This window comes from Saccharothrix sp. NBAS 001 (assembly GCF_056640475.1).
Genome location: NZ_CM153251.1, coordinates 4,263,808 through 4,281,689, shown reverse-complemented (window position 1 = coordinate 4,281,689; position 17,882 = coordinate 4,263,808). Strand labels below are relative to the sequence as shown.

The following is a 17,882-nucleotide window of genomic DNA, read 5'->3' as shown; positions in this document are numbered from 1 at the left end:
GTTCCCGGCGCTCACCCGTCCGGAGCACGGGTACGCCCGGTGGCGCAGGCAGCGAGAGGGTACGGAGGGGCAGAACCCGCCCGCGATCCTTGGCGTCGCGGCCACCACGTGATGGGCTCGTGGCACGTCGTCGGTCCCGTGCGGAGGTGCGGTGGAGATGCGATCCGAGCGGAACGCGCACGGCGCTCCCGAGGTGTTCGTCGGCGACCTGCTGCTCGAACTGGCCAGGGAGGGGCGGTTGGTGATGTCGCCGGAGCAGGCCGACCGGGTCGTCGCCGAACTGGAGCACACCCTGGAGGTGATCCGCGTCAGGGTGCGCCGGGCGGAGTTGTCCCGGTGGCTGCGCCGGACCGGCGGGATCGGACCGGACGTGGACCGCCTCGCGGTGGACGCGGTGTTCGTCGGGCAGATCGCCGCCGACACGTGGGAGCGCGCGCTGGTGGAGTTGCCCAAGTACGTCGAGGCGTTCCGGATCGCGTCGGGGCGCGCGTGACCGGGCCGGAACTGCGGGCGCTGGACCTGGTCGGCGAGCTGACCAGCGCCGGAGCCGAGTTGCGGCTCGCCCTCGCGTGCGGGGACGCGGTGACCGCCGGGCTGTTGGCGGCGTGGATCGACGCCCTGCTGGACGAGTGGAACCGGCGGGCCCGCGCGGGGTGAACGGCCCTTTCGGGCAACCATCGGGTGAGGAAGGGCAGACACCGCGCGCGACCCGGTCCCGCCGGTCGTGCCGGTACGACGATGGGGCGCACTCGGAGGGGTGCGGAGGGGGTCCTGATGCAGCGGGCGGGTCGAGCACTGTGCCTGGTCGTGGTGCTGGTCTTGGCGGTCGCCGGGTGCGGCGGCGGCGCGGGCGCGGGCGGTCGGCTCCGGCTCACCGTGGCCACGTTCGGCGAGTTCGGCTACGGGCCGCTGTTCGAGGAGTACGAGCGGGCGCACCCGGAGGTGGAGGTCGTCGGCCGGGTCGCCGACTACGAGACCCACCACAAGGGCTTGATCACCGCCCTGGCGACCGGGCGGGGCGCGGCCGACGTGGTCGCGGTCGAGGAGCAGTACATGCCCCGGCTGCGCCAGGCGACCGACCGGCTGGCCGATCTGTCCCGCTTCGGCGCGGACCGGCTGCGCGAGCGCTGGGCGCCGTGGAAGTGGGCGCAGGGCGTGTCCGACGACGGGAAGTCCGTGCTGGGCCTCGGGACCGACATGGGCGGCCTGGCCATGTGCTACCGGCGCGACCTGTTCGAGCGCGCCGGCCTGCCCACCGACCGGGAACGGGTCGCCGCCCTGTGGCCGACGTGGGAGGACTACGCGGCCGTCGCGGACCTGTTCGCCGGGCGCGTCGCCGACACCCGGTTCGCGGACTCGGTGAACACCGTCTACACGGCGGTGATCAACCAGGCGGAGGAGAACTACTTCGCCAAGGCCGACGACTCGTTCATCGCCGACGTGAACCCCAACGTGAAGCGGGCGTTCGGCCTCGCGGGTGCGCTCGGGGCCAAGGGGCGCACGGCGAAGGTGGCCACGTTCACGCAGCCCTGGAACGCCGCGCTCAACCAGGGCGGCTTCGCCACCGTCACCTGCCCGGCGTGGATGCTCGCCCAGATCAAGGACGCGGCCGGCCCCGGCGGCGCGGGCCGGTGGGACGTCACCGCGATCCCGGGCGGCGGCGGCAACTGGGGCGGCTCCTACCTGACGGTGCCGGCGCAGGGCGCGCACCAGCCGGAGGCGTACCGGTTGGCGGAGTGGCTCACTGCCCCGGAACAGCAGCGCAAGCTGTTCGTGCGCGACGGCATACTGCCCAGCCAACCCGAGGTGTACCACGATCGCGCGGTGCTGGAGCACAAGGACCCGTACTTCGGCGAGGCACCGCTGGGCAGGCTGTTCGCCGCCTCCTCCGACACCGTGCGGCCCAACCACCGGGGCGTGCGCGACGCCGAGGTGCGACCGGTGTTCGGGCGGGCGCTCGGACGCGTCGAGGACGGCGCGCAGACCGTCGAGCAGGCGTGGGAGCAGGCAGTCCGCGAAGCCCGTGACGCCCTCCGGTAGCCGCCGCGCCCTCCGCGCGGGCGAGCGGATCACGCCGTACCTCTTCGTGGCCCCGTTCTTCCTGCTGTTCGCGGTGTTCGGCCTGTACCCGCTGCTGCGCACGGCGTGGATGTCGTTGCACCGCTGGGACCTGCTCACCGGACCGGTCCGGTTCACCGGCCTGGCCAACTACGCCGACCTGCTCGCCGATCCGCACTTCTACAACGCGCTGGCCAACACCGCGAGCATCTTCGTCGTGTCCACCGTGCCGCAAATCGTCGCGGCGCTGGGGATCGCGGTTCTGCTCGACCGGCCGCGACGCGCGCGCACGGCGTGGCACGCGGTCGTGCTGCTGCCCAACGTGGTTCCGGTGGTGGCGGTCGCGCTGGTGTTCACCCAGTTGCTGGGGCGTGACCAGGGGTTCGCGGCGTGGGTGCTGTCGTGGCTCGGCGCGGACCCGCTGGACTGGCAGGCGCACGCGTGGTCGGCGCACCTGGGCGTCGCGATCATGGTGATCTGGCGGTGGACCGGCTACAACGCGCTGATCTACCTCGCGGCCATGCGGACCGTGCCCCGGGAGTTGTACGAGGCCGCCGCGCTCGACGGCGCGTCGCGGTTGCGGGCGTTCCGGTCGGTGACCCTGCCCGGCATCCGGCCCACCTTGCTGTTCACGGTGGTGGTGTCGGCGATCGGCGGGCTCCAGCTGTTCGCGGAGCCGCGCCTGTTCGGCGGCGGCCTGGTCGGCGGCGGCGGGACCGGCGGCAACGACCGGCAGTTCCAGACCCTCGTCATGTACTTGTACGAGCACGGGTTCGAGCGCTTCGACGCCGGGTACGCCGCCACCATCTCGTGGGTGCTCTTCCTGCTGTGCGCGGTGTTCGCGGCGGTCAACGCCCTGCTGGTGCGCCGGCTCGTCGGGCGGGGGTGACGGGTGCGCCGCGTGTTCGGGGCGGCCGCCCGCGCGGGTCTCCTGGTCGGCTCGCTGTTCCCGCTGTACTGGGCGGTCGTCGTGGCGTCGCACGACAACGCCGCCATGTCCGCGCGGGTGCCGCCGCTGCTGCCCGGGGGCGAGCTGTGGCGCAACGTCCGCCGGGTGTTCGAGGTGGCCGACTTCCACGCGGCGCTGGTGAACTCGGCGATCGTGGCCGGCACGGTCACCGCGTCCAACGTCCTGCTGTCGACGATGGCGGGTTTCGCGTTCGCGCACTTGCGCTTCCGGGGCAGGCGGGTGCTGTTCGGGCTCGTCCTGGGCGCGGCGATGGTGCCCGCGCAACTCGGCGTGGTGCCGCTGTTCGAGCTGGTCGGGGAACTCGGCTGGTACGGGCGGCTGGAGGCGGTGGTGGTGCCGGGGCTGGTGAGCGCGTTCGGGGTGTTCTGGATGCGCCAGGCGTGCCGGGAAGCGGTGTCCCGGGAGCAGGTCGACGCGGCCCGGGTGGACGGCTGCTCACCGGCCGGGACCTACTGGCACGTCGTTCTCCCCGCGTTGCGCCCGCACGCGTTGGTGCTGGCCATGCTGACGTTCCTGGCCGCCTGGAACGACTACTTCTGGCCGCTCGTGGTGCTCGACCCGGTCGAGTCGCCCACGGTGCAGGTCGCGCTGTCCCGCCTGGCGGGCGGCTACTACACCGACTACCCCCTCGTGCTGACCGGCGCCGTGCTCGGCACGCTGCCGGTCGTCGTGGTTTTCGCGCTCCTGTCGAGGAAACTGGTCGCCGGCCTCCTGCGGGGCCGGGTCAACCCGTGAGGTGGCAAGTGGAACAAGTCTTCCCGTCGGACTTCCTGTGGGGCGCCGCGACGGCGGCCTACCAGATCGAGGGCTCGGTGTGCGCGGACGGCCGTGGACCGTCCATCTGGGACACCTTCGCCGAGGTGCCCGGCGCGGTGCTGGGCGGCGTGGGCGGGGACCCGGCCTGCGACCACTACCGGCGCCACCTGGAGGACGTGGCGCTGCTGGGCGAGCTGGGGATGCCCGCCTACCGGTTCTCCACGGCGTGGCCGCGCGTGATGCCGGACGGGCGGACCGTGGAGCCGCGCGGGCTGGCGTTCTACGACCGGCTGGTGGACGCCCTGCTCGACCGCGGCATCCGTCCGCTGGTCACGCTCTACCACTGGGACCTGCCCCAGGCGTTGCAGGACGTGGGCGGGTGGGGCGCACGGGACATCGCCGGGCGCTTCACCGACTACGCGTGCGTGGTGCACGGGCGTCTGGGCGACCGGGTGGTGGACTGGACGACGCTCAACGAGCCGCTCTGCTCCGCGTTCCACGGCTACGGGACCGGTGTGCACGCCCCGGGTCTGCGCGACGCGGGCGCTGCTCTCGTCGCGGCGCACCACCACTTGCTGGCGCACGGGACGGCGACGCGCGCGCTGCGGGAACTCGGCGGGGCGCGGCAGAAGCTGTCGTTCGTGCTGAACCTCTCGCCCGCGCTGGTCGACTCGGCCGACGACGCGCACCGCGAAGCCGCCCGCCGGTTCGACGGCCTGCACAACAGGTTCTTCCTCGACCCGGTGCTGGGCCGGGGTTATCCGGCCGACGTGCTCCACGGCGTCGCCCACCTGCGCGCGCTGGAGCCGGCGATCCGGGACGGCGACCTGGAGGTCGTCGCCGCGCCCGTGGACTGGATCGGGGTCAACTACTACGCGCCCAACCGCGTGGTGCCGCTGTCCGACCCCGACATCCCGAGCAACTGCGCGCTCCCCGGTCTGCGCGGGGTGGACGTGCTGCCGCCGCGCGGGCCGTTGACGTCGATGGGGTGGGAGCAGCACCCGGAGTCGCTGACCGAACTGCTGGTGTGGCTGGCCGACTACGGCGGCGTGCCGCTCGTGGTGTCGGAGAACGGGTCGGCGTTCACCGACGTGGTGGACCCGGACGGCCGGGTGCGCGACACCCGGCGGACGCGTTACCTGGCCGAGCACCTGCGCGCGGTGCACGCGGCGATCGCGCGCGGCGCGGACGTGCGCGGCTACCTCGCCTGGTCGCTGCTGGACAACTTCGAGTGGTCCCTGGGGTACACGCAGCGGTTCGGCCTGGTCCACGTCGACTTCGACACGCAACGGCGGACGGTCAAGGACAGCGGGCGGTTCTTCGCGGAAGTGGTGGCGCGCAACGCGGTCCCGTCGGCCTGAACCGCCGACGCCGGCCGGGATCACCCGGCCGGCGTTCCCGTCCGACCGCCCGGAGCCGGACGGCCCGCGCCCGGTCGTCTCGCGGGTGGTCAGTTGCCCTCCGGCAGGTCCGCGAGCACGCCGCTGACGTTGACCACCTGGAAGCAGTCCGGAGCCTGCTGCCCGCTGGCGGGTGTGCCGGGCTTGGTGCAGCTCACCGTCGCGGTGACGGCCGCGCCCTGCGGGACCTCGATGGGCGTCACCCAGTGGTAGTCCTGGTTGCGGAAGGTCTCCAGCGCGATCGGCGGGAGCGTCCGGTCGCCGAACGCGACGGTGAGCACGCCCTCGTCGCCCTGGTGGTTGCCCAGCACGAGGTCGGTGATCCGGAAGACCTTGCGGTCGGCCACGGTGTCCGTGCCCACGCCCTGCCCGCCGCCGGCCGTGTGCACCTCGATGGTGCGGGAGAACTGGGTTCCGCCGCCCACCACGTTGCCCTGGCCCTGTCCTTGGCCCTGCCCGGGTTTCTGGCCCTGCCCCTGGTCGCCCTGCCCCCGGCCCGGGTTCTGCCCGGTGCCCGGCTGCTCGCGCTCGGCCTGGGCGATCTCCTGCGCGCGACCGTCCGCCGCTTCCCGCGCGGCGCTGCGCACGGCGGGGCGCACCAGCAGCAGCCACATCAGCACCAGCGCCAGCAACGCGGCGAGCAGCGCCAGCAGCCACCGGGGGAACACCGGCAGCTGGATCAGCTCGCCCTCCGGCTCGTGCCGGGCGGTGTCGTCGCCCGCGACGGCCGCCACGTCCAGGCGCAGCGGCCAGTGCTCGGGTTTGCCGAACCAGAGCAGCTTGCCGACCCGCACCCGCAGTTCCAGTTCCGCGCGCTCACCCGGCTCCACCGTCGCGGGCCGCTTCGGCACCGTGTGCGTCAGGCGGTCGTCGGCCTCCGGCGCGGTCAGCGTCACCGAGACCGGGGTGTTGCCGCCGTTGTGCAGCTCCACGTGGTAGCGGGCACTGCGCCAGGCGCGGCGGCGTTCCGGGACGAGTTCGGCGCGTTGCGCGGAGAACGGCTCGATGACGACCGTCGTCTCGGTCACCACCACCGACTCGGGTCGTTCGGCGGGCAGCACCCGCACCCCCAGCGGCACCTCGCCGGCGCGCACCGCCGGGGAGCGCGGCGGTCGCAGCAGGACTGTCACCTGACCCGACGTGCCGGGGTACAGCGACAGCCGCCGGGGCTCGACACCGGTCCACGGCGCGCACTCGCCGACCACCTCGAACTCGTACGCCTCGACGATGTCGCTGTCGTTGCGCACCGTCATCGTCGTGCTGGTCTCCTGGCCGGGCGTCACGACCACCGTGGGGAGACCGAATTCCGTCGTTGCGGTCACGCCACGCAACGGTAGGGACGCCGGACCGCCGCCCGGCAGGGAGAAAAGGGCAGTGTGCGGGCAAACCAGTGCACCACTCGACCTCCGCGCCCGCCCCGGGCCGCGTCGGCGGACCACGATGGTGCCACCTGGGCCGGTTCGGCCCGCCGTCGTGGAAGGGACCCAGCATGACGACGAGAATCCCGGTCGCCGTCTACGCCGAGGACCCGGTGCTGCGCACCGGGGTGGTCTGCCAGTTGCGCCCGCGACCCGAGGTCGAGGTGCTCCCCGTCGCAGAGCAGCGGCACGCGGCCGTGGCGCTGGTCGTGGTGGACGAGGTGGACGACGCGGCGGCACGCGTGCTGCGCGGCCTGCGGCGGTCGTCCGCCACCCGCACCGGTGTGGTCGTGGGCCGGTTCGACCAGGACGCGTTGCAGCTCACCGTCGACTGCGGGGTGTCGGCGGTGGTGCGGCGCGCCGAGGCCGACCAGGACCGCCTGGTCGCGACCGTGCTGACGCTGGCGAAGGGGGAGGCGGTGCTGCCCGGCGACCTGGTGGGCAGGCTGCTGGACCACGTCGGCCGGTTGCAGCGCACCGTCCTGGACCCCGACGCACCCACCCTGTCGACGCTCACCTCGCGCGAGGTGAGCATGTTGCGGCTGGTCGCGGAAGGGTTCGACACCACCGAGATCGCCGTCAAGACGTCGTTCTCGGAGCGGACGGTCAAGAACGTCCTGCACGAGGTGACCACCCGGCTGAACCTGCGCAACCGCGCCCACGCCGTGGGCTACGTGATGCGGCACGGCCTGATCTGAGGCCGGGTTGCCCGAACCCACCCGCCGGCCGCCCCGTCCCTGCCCGCGCGGACCTCGCGCCGCGTCGCCGGGCGTGGCGAGGATGTCCGCGAGGCCCGCAACCGGAGGTGTTGTCGTTGTCCAGCAGGGCGAGGAACCGAGCTGTCGCCGCTGTCACGGCCGTGGTCGCGCTGTGCGGGGTCGTGGTCGTGCTGCGCGCCGCGCCGGCCCCGGCGCGGGCGCAGCAGGCCGAATCGGACGGTGGGCGCATCGCGTTCGCCGGCACCGCGCACCGCTCGATCGGCGTGGTGGACGACCCGCTGCCCGACCAGCCGGCGACGAGCGTGCCGGTGACAGGCGGCCCGGCGCACTTCGACGACCACGTCTCGGCGCGCGGCGGCTTGGTGGTGTTCACCAGCCTGCGCGACGAACGCCGGCCCCAGGTGTACTTGCGCGGGCCGGACGGCTCGGTCCGCCGGCTCACGTCCGGGCGCGACGCCGGGCACCCGCAGCTCTCGCCGGACCTGCGGTCGGTCGTGTTCGACTCGGCCGAGGACGGGCAGCGCGACCTGTGGGTCGTCGGGGTGGACGGCGTCGGTGCCCGGCGGCTCACCGACGACCCCGGGAACGAGTTGTGGCCCTCGTTCTCGCCCGACGGCGCACAGGTCGCGTTCGCCACCGACCGCGACGGCGGGCAGCAGGTCTACCGGCAGCCGGTGGCGGGCGGCGCGGCGGTGCGGGTCACCGACGAACCCGTCGGCGCGGCCGGGGAACCCGCGTGGAACCCGGTGGACGGCCGGATCGCCTACACGCTGACCACGGCCGGCGTGCCCCGGCTGCGGGTGCTCGACGGCACGGGGGCCGGCGTCCCGGTGCTGGGCGGCGACCAGGCCGGGTGGCGCGGCCACTGGCCGGTGTGGAAACCGGACGGGGACGGGCTGCTGTTCCTCAGCTACGACCAGACCTGCTCCTGCCCGGCCGACCCGAACGTGGAGAAGGTCTACCAGGTCGGCACCCGGACCGGGCTGCCGGTGCCGGCCGCGCCCGGCCTGCTGCTGGCCGAGGACCGCCGGGTGTCCTCGCCGGCGTGGTCGGTGGCCGGGCGGCCGGCGCTGCTGGTGTCGCGGACGACCGCCGCCGTCCGCAACGCCGCCACCCTCCAGGACGTCCGGCCGGACGGCGCGGACCCGCGCGACCTCGGGGTCGAGGTGCTGCGCGAGGACCCCGGCGTCGACGAGGACCCGAACAGGCTGTTCCGCCCGCGCGCGGGGTTCGACCCGTGGACCCAGCGGCAGTCCTACTCGCCCGACGGCCGGCGCATCGTGGTGACCCGGTTCGAGGACGTCGACGGCGTGCGCGCGCAGCGGCTGTGGTTGGTGGACGCGGACGGTGGCGACCCGCGCCGGCTGCCGGTGGCCGACCGGCGGCCGGCGGACTGGGAGTTCGACCCGGCGTGGTCGCCGGACGGCCGTTTCCTCGCCTTCGCCCGGCGCTCGCCCGGCGGCCTGCGACCCGGACCGGGCGGGCCCAGCCGGGTGGTCGTCGTGGACGCGGCGACCGGGGCGGTGGTCGGGCGGCTGGACCCGCCGCCGGAGGTCGCCGAGCGGGAGGACACCCAGCCCGCGTGGTCGCCGGACGGCACGACCCTCGCGTTCACCAGGGGCGTGGTCTTCAACCGCCCCAACGGCGAGGAGGTGCGCGACAACCACGTCTGGACGGCGCGGGCGGGGTCGTTGGACGTCCAGCGCGACCTGTCCGCGGCGGTGTGCGGGTTCGACTGCGAGGTGACCGACGACAGCGCGGCGTTCCGCCCGGACAGCGGTGCGCTGGTGTTCAACCGGGAGTTCGACGGGCTGGTCGAGGTGTCGTGGCCGGGCGGCGGGTGCCGGGTCGTCCTCCCGCCGGGCGGGCGTCCGTGCTCGACGCCGGTGACCGCGCCGCCCTCCGGGCCGTTCCAGCCCCGCGACGCGGCCTACGCGCCGGGCGGCGACCGGCTGGTGCTCACGACCCGGCGGGCGGGTCCCGCCGCCGCACCGGAGGAACTGGCGGTGCTCGACGGGTCCGGCGGGCTCGACCGGATCACCCGCGACCTGCCCGGCCGGCAGAAGGAGCCCGCCTGGCAGCCGTCGGTGGACCTCGCGGTGCAGGCGCCGCCCGCCGTGCCGGACGTGGAGACCGGGGCGACGACGACCGTGGCGGTGACGGTGACCAACCGGGGTCCCGGGACGTCGCCGGGCACCGTGCTGACCGCTGCGGTGCCCGAGGGACTGCGGGTGGACGTGGTGCGCCCGGACCGGGGTTCCTGCGACGCCTCCGGGCCGCGCTGCGACCTGGGCTCGTTGGAGGCCGGGGCGACCGTCCGGATCTCGGTGGAACTGGTGGGCGTCGTGGCGGGCCGGCGGCGGGTGACGTGGTCGGTGGCGGGCGACGTGCTGGACGTCCGGCCGGCGGACAACGCGGCGGGGACCGACATCCCGGTGCGCGACCGGACGACCGTGCCGCCCACGCCCCCCACGCCTCCGCCGCCACCTCCTCCACCACCACCGCCCCCACCCGCCGGGCCCGGTGTGGCCGTCGTCGTGCAGCCTGATCCGTCCTATGTGGGCGGACGCGCCACCGCGAGCTACACCGTCCGCAACGGCGGCGGCGCGCTGGCGACCGGTCTGCGACTGGACTTCGCGCTGCCCCGAGGGGTCCCGGTGTCGGCGCTGCCGCCGGGGTGCTCGGCGGCCGGCTGCGCGCTGCCCGACCTGGCACCCGGCGGATCGCTGGTCGTGCAGGTCGTCTTCGCGCCCGACGCGCCGCTGGCCACCTCGGTCGGCGGGGTGCTCAGGACCAGCGGCACGGACGCGGACCCGGGCGACAACTCCGCCACCGCGCCGATGCGGGTCCTGCTGCCCCGCATCGTGGCCGTGCCGCCGATCGGCGAACCCGGCTTCGTGACCTCGGTGCGGGGCTTGGACTTCCCGCCCGGCGCGCCGGTCCGGCTCACCTGGTCGCCCGGCATCACCGCCGCCTCGGCACCGACGTTCCCCCGGCCCGACGGCGGGTTCACCGCTCAGCTGCTGATCCTGCCCAAGGACGCGACCGGCCCGCGCACCATCACCGCGACCGGCCCGGGGTTCCGCGCCGCCACCACACCGTTCCTCGTCGTGGCGGGCACCATCGGGCCGCCCGACATGGTGGGGCGCAGATGACCGCGACGACGAGGAGGCATCCGTGATCCACGAGGTCGACGAAGGCATCCGCCGGCTGCTCGACGCCGGCGGGGTGCCCGGCAGCCGGGGCGACCTGGCGTTCGAGGCACCCACCACGGAGTGGACGGCACGGCGCAACGCGCCCGCCGTCAACGTGTTCCTGTACGACATCCGGGAGGACCTCACCCGGCGCAGCAGCGGCGAGACCGAGGTGCACGACGACGACGGCGAGCTGCGGGGGTGGCGCGGCCCGGCGCGCTGGTTCGACCTGTCGTACCTGGTGACCGCGTGGACCAACCGGCCGCAGGACGAGCACCGGCTGCTGTCGGAGGCGTTGGCGTGCCTGGTGCGCGCCGAGCGGCTCGCGCCGCCGTGGCTGACCGGGTCGCTGGCGGAACTGGGCCTGGCGGTCGGCATGCAGGTCGCCGGGCCGGCACCGGAGGGTCGCGCGGCCCCCGACGTGTGGTCCGCGCTCGGCGGCGAGCTCAAACCCGCCATCACCCTCAAGGTCACCGCCCCGCTGGCGGGCGAGTGGACGCCGACCGGCCCGCTGGTGACCGAGGGCGTGGTGCTGCGCACCGAGGACCGGGCGCAACCCACCCCGCCCGGTGCGCGCAGGCTCCGCTACGACGGCCCCACCACGGCGGACGGCGAGGGGTTCTCGGTGCCCAGGGACCGCCCGCGACCACAGGCCCGGCGTCGGCGCGGCGAGCCGATCCGATGACCGCCGACGTGGTCGGGGAACGGGCCGCCGCGCCGGCCGGGGACGCCGACCTGGTCTACCTGTGGGGCAGGCTGGCGGCGGTCGAGCAGCGCGTCCGGCTGGCGGTGGAGGCCCGGCTGGCGGGCGACCCGGCGCCGGACGACCCGTTCCGGGGCCTCTACTTGACGCCGGAGGCGGTCCGACGGACGTTGGCGGAGCAGCGCGCGCCGCAGGTCCCGCCGGCCGAGGACCCCCACCTCGACGCGATCGCCGCCGCCGTGCCCGCGCCCGGACCCCGGCTGCTCGTCCTCGCCCGGGACTTCCACCTCGACCACCTCGACGTCGAGTTCCTGCTGATCGCCATGGCACCGGACGTCGACAGCCGGGTGGAGCGCCTCTACGGCTACCTCAACGACGACGTCACCCGCCGCCGCGCGACCGTCGGCCTGGCGCTGGACCTGTGCGGGCTGCCCCCGGCGGGCGGGGGCCGGTTCCGGCTCGCGGCCGGTTCCCCGCTCGTCGCCGGCGGCCTGGTCGAGGTGCGGGAGCCGGAATCTCCCGCGCTGTCACGGGTCCTGCGCGTGCCCGACCGCGTCGTCGGCCACCTGCTCGGCGACGACGCGCTCGACCGCGACGTGGCCGACCTGGTGCGCATCGTGGCCGGGATTGCGGAGGACGGCTTCGCCCGGCGGGTCGGCGCGGCGCTGCGCGGCGGCGTCGACCTGGTCCACCTGCACGACGCCGATGGCGGCGGCGGCCGTGCCGCGGAAGGTGCGCTGGCCGCCGCCGGCCGGGCCGCCGCGGTGCTCGACGTGGCCGCGCTCGCCGACCGGGACGGCCCCGCGCTGGGCGCGGTGGTGCGGGAAGCGCGGCTGCGCGGCGCGGGCCTCGTGGTGGGCCCGGTCGAACGGCTGGTGCCCGAACGCGTCCGGCTGCTGCGCGAAGTGGTGGCGCTGGCGGGTGACGTGCCGCTCGTCCTGCACGGCAGGCAGCACTGGGACCCGCGCTGGGCGGGCCGGCCCGCCGTGTCGGTCCCGGTGCCGCCGCTGGACGCCGACCACCGCACGACCCTGTGGGCCCGCGCCCTCACCGAGGCGACCGGCGCGCCGCCCGCGCCCGCGCTGCCGGCGTCGCTCGGCGGCTTCCGGCTCGGCGCGGACGACGTGGAGCGGGCGGTGTCCGTCGCGACCCGCTTGGCGGTGCTGGACGGCCGCCCGGTGGCCGTGGAGCACCTGCGCGCCGGTGTGCGGGCGCAGAGCGGGGCCGGCCTGGACCGGCTGGCCCGCCGGGTCACGCCCTCGGTCGGCTGGGACGACCTGGTGCTGCCGGAGCCGACCCGGCGGCAGCTGGCCGAACTCGTCCTGCGGGCCCGGCACCGGGAACGGGTGCTCGGGCAGTGGCGGATGCGGCCCGGCGGCGGCCGGGGGCACGGGGTGGTGGCGCTGTTCGCCGGCGAATCCGGCACCGGCAAGACGATGTCCGCCGAGGTCGTCGCCTCCGAACTCGGCATGGACCTGTACGTGGTCGACCTGTCGACGGTGGTGGACAAGTACATCGGCGAGACGGAGAAGAACCTGGAGCGGATCTTCACCGAGGCCGCCGGCGTGCACGGCGTGCTGCTGTTCGACGAGGCGGACGCGGTGTTCGGCAAGCGTTCCGAGGTCAAGGACGCGCGGGACCGCTACGCCAACGTCGAGTCGGCGTACCTGTTGCAGCGCGTCGAGTCCTTCGACGGGATCGCCGTGCTGACCACCAACCTCCGGTCCAACGTCGACGACGCGTTCACCCGGCGGATCGACATCATCGCGGAGTTCCCGTTGCCCGACGCGCACCAGCGGGAGGCGTTGTGGGACCGGTGCCTCGGCGCGGCCGTGCCCCGCGGCGCTGACCTCGACCTCGCGTTCTGCGCCGAGCGCTTCGAACTGGCCGGGGGGTCGATCCGGTCCTGCGTGGTGACCGCCGCGTACCTGGCCGCCGCCGCCGACCGCCCGCTGACGATGGCCGACGTCGTCGACGCGGTGCACCAGGAGTACCGCAAGCTCGGCAGGCTGGTGCAGGACGACGAATTCGGCCCGTGGTCCACCGCACCCCGATGACACCGCGCGGGTCCGGTGTGGACCGCGTTTCCCCAAAGGGCACGGGACTGCCCCCGGTCGGGGCCGCCGGACCTCCCGCAGCGCCACCCGCGCGCGGGAAGCTGTTGGCACACAAGCGGACGAGCACACCAGACAGGGAGTGACCATGCCGCAGTACCTCTCACCGGGCGTGTACGTGGAGGAGGTCCAGTCCGGCGCACGGCCGATCGAGGGCGTCGGCACCGCCGTGGCGGCCTTCATCGGCTTCAGCGAGGTGGGCCCCTTCCACCGGGCGACCCTGGTGGCGAACTGGAACCAGTACGTGCAGAACTTCGGCGGCTTCACCGAGGGCGCTTTCCTGCCGCACGCCGTCTACGGCTACTTCGCCAACGGCGGCGGTGCGGCCTACGTGGTGCGCGTGGGTGGACCGCAGTCCGGCTCGGAACCCGAGCCGCCCCGACCGAACCCCGTGAGGCTGGGCGGGCTGGGGATCGCCGCGCTGCCCGGCGTCGACGGCGAGATCACCGTCGAGGTGGCCGACGCCGACGGCGAGAACCCGGCCGACGACCGGTTCAAGCTGCTGGTCCGCCAAGGCGGCCGGGTGGCGGAGACCTACGACGCGTCCACCCGCAAGAACGCCAAGAACTACGTGGCGACCCAGGTTTCCGAGCGCTCCAAGCTGATCACGGTCACCGAGCAGCCCAGCGGCGCGCTGGCCCGCCCGGACAAGCAGACCGTGGCGCTGCCCCCGGCGGGCGCGGACGGCGCGGCGGCGCTGCCCACCGTGGTCGACGCGCAGGAGTACCTCGGCGACTCGGAGGCGCGCACCGGGTTCGGCGGTCTGGAGAGCATCGACGAGATCACCATGGTCGCCGCGCCGGACCTGATGGCCGCCTACCAGCGCGGCCTGATCGACCTCGAAGGCGTCAAGACCGTGCAGCTGTCGATGATCTCGCACTGCGAGCAGATGGGCGACCGGGTCGCCGTGCTGGACACCCCGCCCGGCCTGTCCGCGCAGCGGGTGCGCGGGTGGCGGCAGGACGAAGCGGGCTACGACTCCCGCTACGCCACCCTCTACTACCCGTGGATCAAGGTGTTCGACCCGGCGGGCGGGCGCAACATCATGGTGCCGCCGTCCGGTCACGTCGCGGGGGTGTGGGCGCGCAACGACGTCGAACGGGGCGTGCACAAGGCACCCGCCAACGAGGTGATCCGGGGCGCGGTCGACCTGGAGACGTCGCTGAGCAAGAGCGAGCAGGACCTGCTCAACCCGATCGGCGTCAACTGCGTGCGCGCGTTCCCCGGCCGAGGCATCCGGATCTGGGGCGCCCGCACGCTGTCCTCGGACCCGGCCTGGCGCTACCTCAACGTGCGCCGGCTGTTCAACTTCCTGGAGGAGTCCATCCTCATCGGGACCCAGTGGGTCGTGTTCGAGCCCAACGACGACCGGCTGTGGTCCAGCATCCGGCGCAACATCACCGCGTTCCTCACCGAGCAGTGGCGTCAGGGCGCGCTGTTCGGGCGGACGCCCGCCGAGGCGTTCTACGTCAAGTGCGACCGGGAGAACAACCCGCAGGAGTCCATCGACCTCGGGCAGGTGGTGTGCGAGATCGGCGTCGCGCCGGTGAAGCCCGCCGAGTTCGTGGTCTTCCGCCTCGCGCAGTTCTCCGACAGCACCAGCCTGGTCGACGAGTGAGCCACGCCCCTCGGGGCACCTGAACCGGAAAGGCGAACCAACCCATGGCAGAAGGCGATGCTCTCTCCACCCACATCTTCGGCGTGCAGCTCGGCGGCTTCATGGTCGAGTCGCTGCAGGAGATCAGCGGTTTGAGCGTGGAGGAGGACGTGGTCGACGTCTTCCAGGTGACCTCCACCGGCAAACCGCTCATCCGCAAGCAGCCCGGCGCGCAGAAGGGCGGCGAGGTCACCCTCACCCGGGGCCTCGACCAGAGTTCCGAGTTCACCAAGTGGCTCAAGGAGACCCTGGAGAAGGGCGCGGTCAGCGCGGCCCGGCAGAACGTCACCATCGAGGTCAAGGACTCCGAGGGCAACACGGTCCGGCGCATGCAGCTCACCAACGCGTGGGCCAGCAAGTGGGAGGGCCCCTCGCTCAAGGCCGGCGAGTCCACCGCCGCGACGGAGAAGGTGACGCTCGTGTTCGAGGAGATCACGGTCGAATGAGGCGGCGGACGATCGGCCTGGACCAGCTCGACGAACTGGTCGAGCAGAACGGGAAGCGGGAACGCGGCTCGGTGACGACGTCCGCGCCGCTGCACACCGTGTTCGACTTCGAACTGCCGCGCGGGTACGTCGACGCCGACGGCGTGGTGCACCGGCACGGCAAGATGCGCCTGGCGACCGCGCGCGACGAACTCCGCCCGCAGATCGACCTGCGGGTCAAGGAGAACCCCGGCTACCTGAGCGTCGTGCTGCTCAGCCAGGTGATCACCGAGCTGGGTGCGGTCACCGAGATCCACCCCGGCGTGGTGGAGCAGATGTACGCGACGGACATCGCGTTCCTCCAGGACTTCTACCGGCGGGTCAACAGCGAGGGCCACACCCGGGCCGGTGTGTCCTGCCCGTCGTGCGGCACGGCGTTCGAGGTGGACCTCGCCGGTGGCCGCCTGGGGGAATCGTGACGTACGCGGCCGAACGGCTGCTGGAGGAGGTCGCGTACGTGGCCTACCACTTCCACTGGCCGCGCGAGGAGATCCTCGACCTGGAGCACCAGGAGCGCAGGCGCTGGGTCGACCAGATCGCGCGGATCAACACGAGGGTGAACGAAGGGAGGTGAACCGTGTCCTGGTGGGACAGGTTTCGCGGCCGGTCCGGTCGAACCGGCGGGTCCGGTGGTTCCGGCGCTGCCGCGTCGGGGTCCGGGCGCCCGGCGTGGGACGGCGGCTGGCGCGCGGTTGCGCCGCCGGTCGGGGTGATCGGCCGGGGCGGGCCGGCGGTCGGTGACGGCCTGGGCTTCCGCGACGGGCTCGCCTCCTGGCAGGACCACACCTTCGGAACGGGGATGGGCCACTCCGTCAGCTCCGACGCCCCGGCGGGGGTGCTGCACGGCGTGGCCGTGCAGCGCGCCGCCACCCCCGGCTACCCGTGGGCGGTGGGGACGTTGCCGGTGGTGTGGTGGTCGGGCGGTCCGGGTGCGGACGAGTCGCCGGAACCCTCCGGTGCGGCGCGAGTCGCGCGGACGCGTCCCGGTGGTCGCGGCCCTGCACCGGCGGTGTCGCGATCGGTGGCCGCCCGGGAGTCCGCTCGCCCGGTGGGGAAGTCGACGAGGGCGGTGCGGAAATCCGTCGGAGCGGTGGGTGGTTCCGCCCGCCCGATCGGGGGTTCCGCCGGTCCGGCAGGGGAGTCCGCCGGTCTGACGGGGGAGTCCTACAGCCCGGCGCGAGAGTCTGCCGGCCCGGCGCGGGAGTCTGTTGGCCCGGTGAGGGATTCTGCGGGTCCGGTGGGGAAGGGGTCGGGCCCGGCTGGATTCTCCTCCGGCTCGGGCGCGGTCACCCCGGGCGGGAACGCGAAGGCGTCGGCTGGTCCCGTGCCGACGGTGTCGCGGTCGGTCGTGCCCGAGGCGACGAACGGGAACAGTCCGGCGTCGACCGGGCGAGCGTCCAGCGGACCGGCTTCGGGCGGGGAGCGGCCGAGTTCCCGAGGGTCCGTGCTGCCTGTGCTGCCTGTGCTGCGGTCCACGGTCGCGGGGGGCTCAGCGCGTGCTGAAGGTCCGGCGCGGCCCGGGATCGCCGCCCCGAAGACCGGCTCAGGGGTGAGCCGGTCTTCGGGGCCGCGCGGGCAGTTCGAACCGCAGCCGGGAAGGTGACGCCGACCGACTCCGGTCCGGTCTCACGGTCGGGCGTCGCGCGGGTGTCGGGCGGGGTGCGGGAGGTGGTGGGCGGTGCGTCGGCAGTGGTGTCGCGGTCTGTCGGGGAGCGCCCCGCAGGGGCCGGGGGGGTGTCGGCGGCGGTGCGGCTCGATCCGATCGGACCGCCGTTGACGACGGCCGTGCGGCCGGACCTCCCCGTCCGCCGGGTTCCGGTCGTGCGGACCGGCGTGCCGCCCCTGAACGGTGGTGCGATCACGAGCAAGAGGCCGGGTTCGGATGTCGAGGCGAAAGCTCCTGCTGTGCAGCGCCTTCCGTCCACCGGGCCCGCGATCGTGCCACCCGGGGCACGGGACGGCGACGCGCCCCCGATCCTCCGGCGAACGTCGGCGACCACCAGCACGGTGGACGGCCACGCACCCGTTGTGCGGCCTTCCGGTGCCCCGCTGCTGGGTGAGCCGCTGGCACGGATGCCCGCGACCGCGGTGTCGGCGAACACCGGGATCCCGAGCACTCCGCCCCAAAACGTCGTGTCGCCGAGGTCCGCATCTCGGGGCGGACGGTCGATCCCCGAGATCGCTTCCGTTGTGCCGCAACCCGAAGCGGACACCGCTGCGGTACAGCGCAAAGCTGCCGGCGGCACTTCACCTGCGCGACCGAACCGAATCCGGACCGGGCTGGGCCGGGAGATCACGGCGATCCCCGCCACCGCGACACCGGAAGTCGTTGCGACTGGCCGAAAGACCACCACTCCTACCGGGATCGCGACGTCCGCCGGGACCGCCGAGACCGTTGAGGCCGTCGA

Annotated in this window: 15 protein-coding genes; 14 read left to right on the top strand and 1 reads right to left on the bottom strand. The window is 74.2% G+C overall.

Annotation, left to right across the window (positions count from 1 at the left end; genetic code table 11):
* Window positions 1–157: 157 nt before the first annotated feature.
* The 6 genes from AC0HI0_RS17795 to AC0HI0_RS17770 all read left to right on the top strand — a co-directional run bounded on the left by AC0HI0_RS17795 (window position 158) and on the right by AC0HI0_RS17770 (window position 5,145).
* A complete protein-coding gene (locus tag AC0HI0_RS17795) occupies window positions 158–493 on the top strand; it encodes a hypothetical protein (protein WP_480933493.1) in 336 nt (111 codons plus the stop codon).
* Window positions 490–657: a hypothetical protein gene (locus AC0HI0_RS17790; protein WP_480933492.1), complete on the top strand. Its 168-nt coding sequence runs from the start codon at window positions 490–492 to the stop codon at window positions 655–657. The genes AC0HI0_RS17795 and AC0HI0_RS17790 overlap by 4 nt, the downstream gene beginning before the upstream one ends.
* Window positions 658–774: 117 nt before the next feature.
* Window positions 775–2,040, top strand: coding sequence for an extracellular solute-binding protein (locus AC0HI0_RS17785; protein ID WP_480933491.1), 1,266 nt, complete (start codon window positions 775–777; stop codon window positions 2,038–2,040).
* Window positions 2,024–2,947, top strand: coding sequence for a carbohydrate ABC transporter permease (locus tag AC0HI0_RS17780; RefSeq protein ID WP_480933490.1), 924 nt, complete (start codon window positions 2,024–2,026; stop codon window positions 2,945–2,947). Before AC0HI0_RS17785 ends, AC0HI0_RS17780 begins: the two co-directional genes overlap by 17 nt.
* Window positions 2,948–2,950: 3 nt before the next feature.
* Window positions 2,951–3,763, top strand: coding sequence for a carbohydrate ABC transporter permease (locus AC0HI0_RS17775; protein WP_480933489.1), 813 nt, complete (start codon window positions 2,951–2,953; stop codon window positions 3,761–3,763).
* 8 nt (window positions 3,764–3,771) lie between these two features.
* Complete coding sequence (locus AC0HI0_RS17770; protein WP_480933488.1) at window positions 3,772–5,145, top strand: GH1 family beta-glucosidase; 1,374 nt, start codon at window positions 3,772–3,774, stop codon at window positions 5,143–5,145.
* A gap of 89 nt (window positions 5,146–5,234) precedes the next feature.
* Here the strand turns inward: AC0HI0_RS17770 and AC0HI0_RS17765 are convergent, their stop codons facing one another.
* On the bottom strand, window positions 5,235–6,506 hold the full coding sequence (locus tag AC0HI0_RS17765; RefSeq protein WP_480933487.1) for a COG1470 family protein: 1,272 nt from the start codon (window positions 6,504–6,506) through the stop codon (window positions 5,235–5,237).
* Window positions 6,507–6,673: 167 nt separating this feature from the next.
* On the opposite strand from AC0HI0_RS17765, the gene AC0HI0_RS17760 reads away from it, so the two are divergent.
* The 8 genes from AC0HI0_RS17760 to AC0HI0_RS17725 all read left to right on the top strand — a co-directional run bounded on the left by AC0HI0_RS17760 (window position 6,674) and on the right by AC0HI0_RS17725 (window position 16,048).
* Window positions 6,674–7,300 (top strand): helix-turn-helix transcriptional regulator, encoded by a 627-nt coding sequence (locus AC0HI0_RS17760; RefSeq protein WP_480933486.1) that lies wholly within the window; start codon window positions 6,674–6,676, stop codon window positions 7,298–7,300.
* 107 nt (window positions 7,301–7,407) lie between these two features.
* Entirely contained in the window at window positions 7,408–10,476 is a 3,069-nt protein-coding gene (locus AC0HI0_RS17755; protein WP_480933485.1) for a hypothetical protein, read from the top strand.
* Between the two features lie 22 nt (window positions 10,477–10,498).
* Window positions 10,499–11,200 carry a Pvc16 family protein gene (locus AC0HI0_RS17750; RefSeq protein ID WP_480933484.1) on the top strand — a complete coding sequence of 234 codons (702 nt, stop codon included), beginning with the start codon at window positions 10,499–10,501 and terminating at the stop codon, window positions 11,198–11,200.
* A complete protein-coding gene (locus AC0HI0_RS17745; protein ID WP_480933483.1) occupies window positions 11,197–13,275 on the top strand; it encodes an ATP-binding protein in 2,079 nt (692 codons plus the stop codon). The genes AC0HI0_RS17750 and AC0HI0_RS17745 overlap by 4 nt, the downstream gene beginning before the upstream one ends.
* 145 nt (window positions 13,276–13,420) lie before the next feature.
* Window positions 13,421–14,950, top strand: a complete 1,530-nt coding sequence (locus AC0HI0_RS17740) for a phage tail sheath family protein (RefSeq protein ID WP_480933482.1) — start codon at window positions 13,421–13,423, stop codon at window positions 14,948–14,950.
* Window positions 14,951–14,994: 44 nt separating this feature from the next.
* Window positions 14,995–15,435 carry a phage tail protein gene (locus AC0HI0_RS17735; protein WP_015102579.1) on the top strand — a complete coding sequence of 147 codons (441 nt, stop codon included), beginning with the start codon at window positions 14,995–14,997 and terminating at the stop codon, window positions 15,433–15,435.
* Entirely contained in the window at window positions 15,432–15,893 is a 462-nt protein-coding gene (locus tag AC0HI0_RS17730) for a hypothetical protein (RefSeq protein ID WP_480933481.1), read from the top strand. The genes AC0HI0_RS17735 and AC0HI0_RS17730 overlap by 4 nt, the downstream gene beginning before the upstream one ends.
* On the top strand, window positions 15,890–16,048 hold the full coding sequence (locus AC0HI0_RS17725) for a DUF6760 family protein (protein WP_480933480.1): 159 nt from the start codon (window positions 15,890–15,892) through the stop codon (window positions 16,046–16,048). The genes AC0HI0_RS17730 and AC0HI0_RS17725 overlap by 4 nt, the downstream gene beginning before the upstream one ends.
* Window positions 16,049–17,882 lie beyond the last annotated feature (1,834 nt).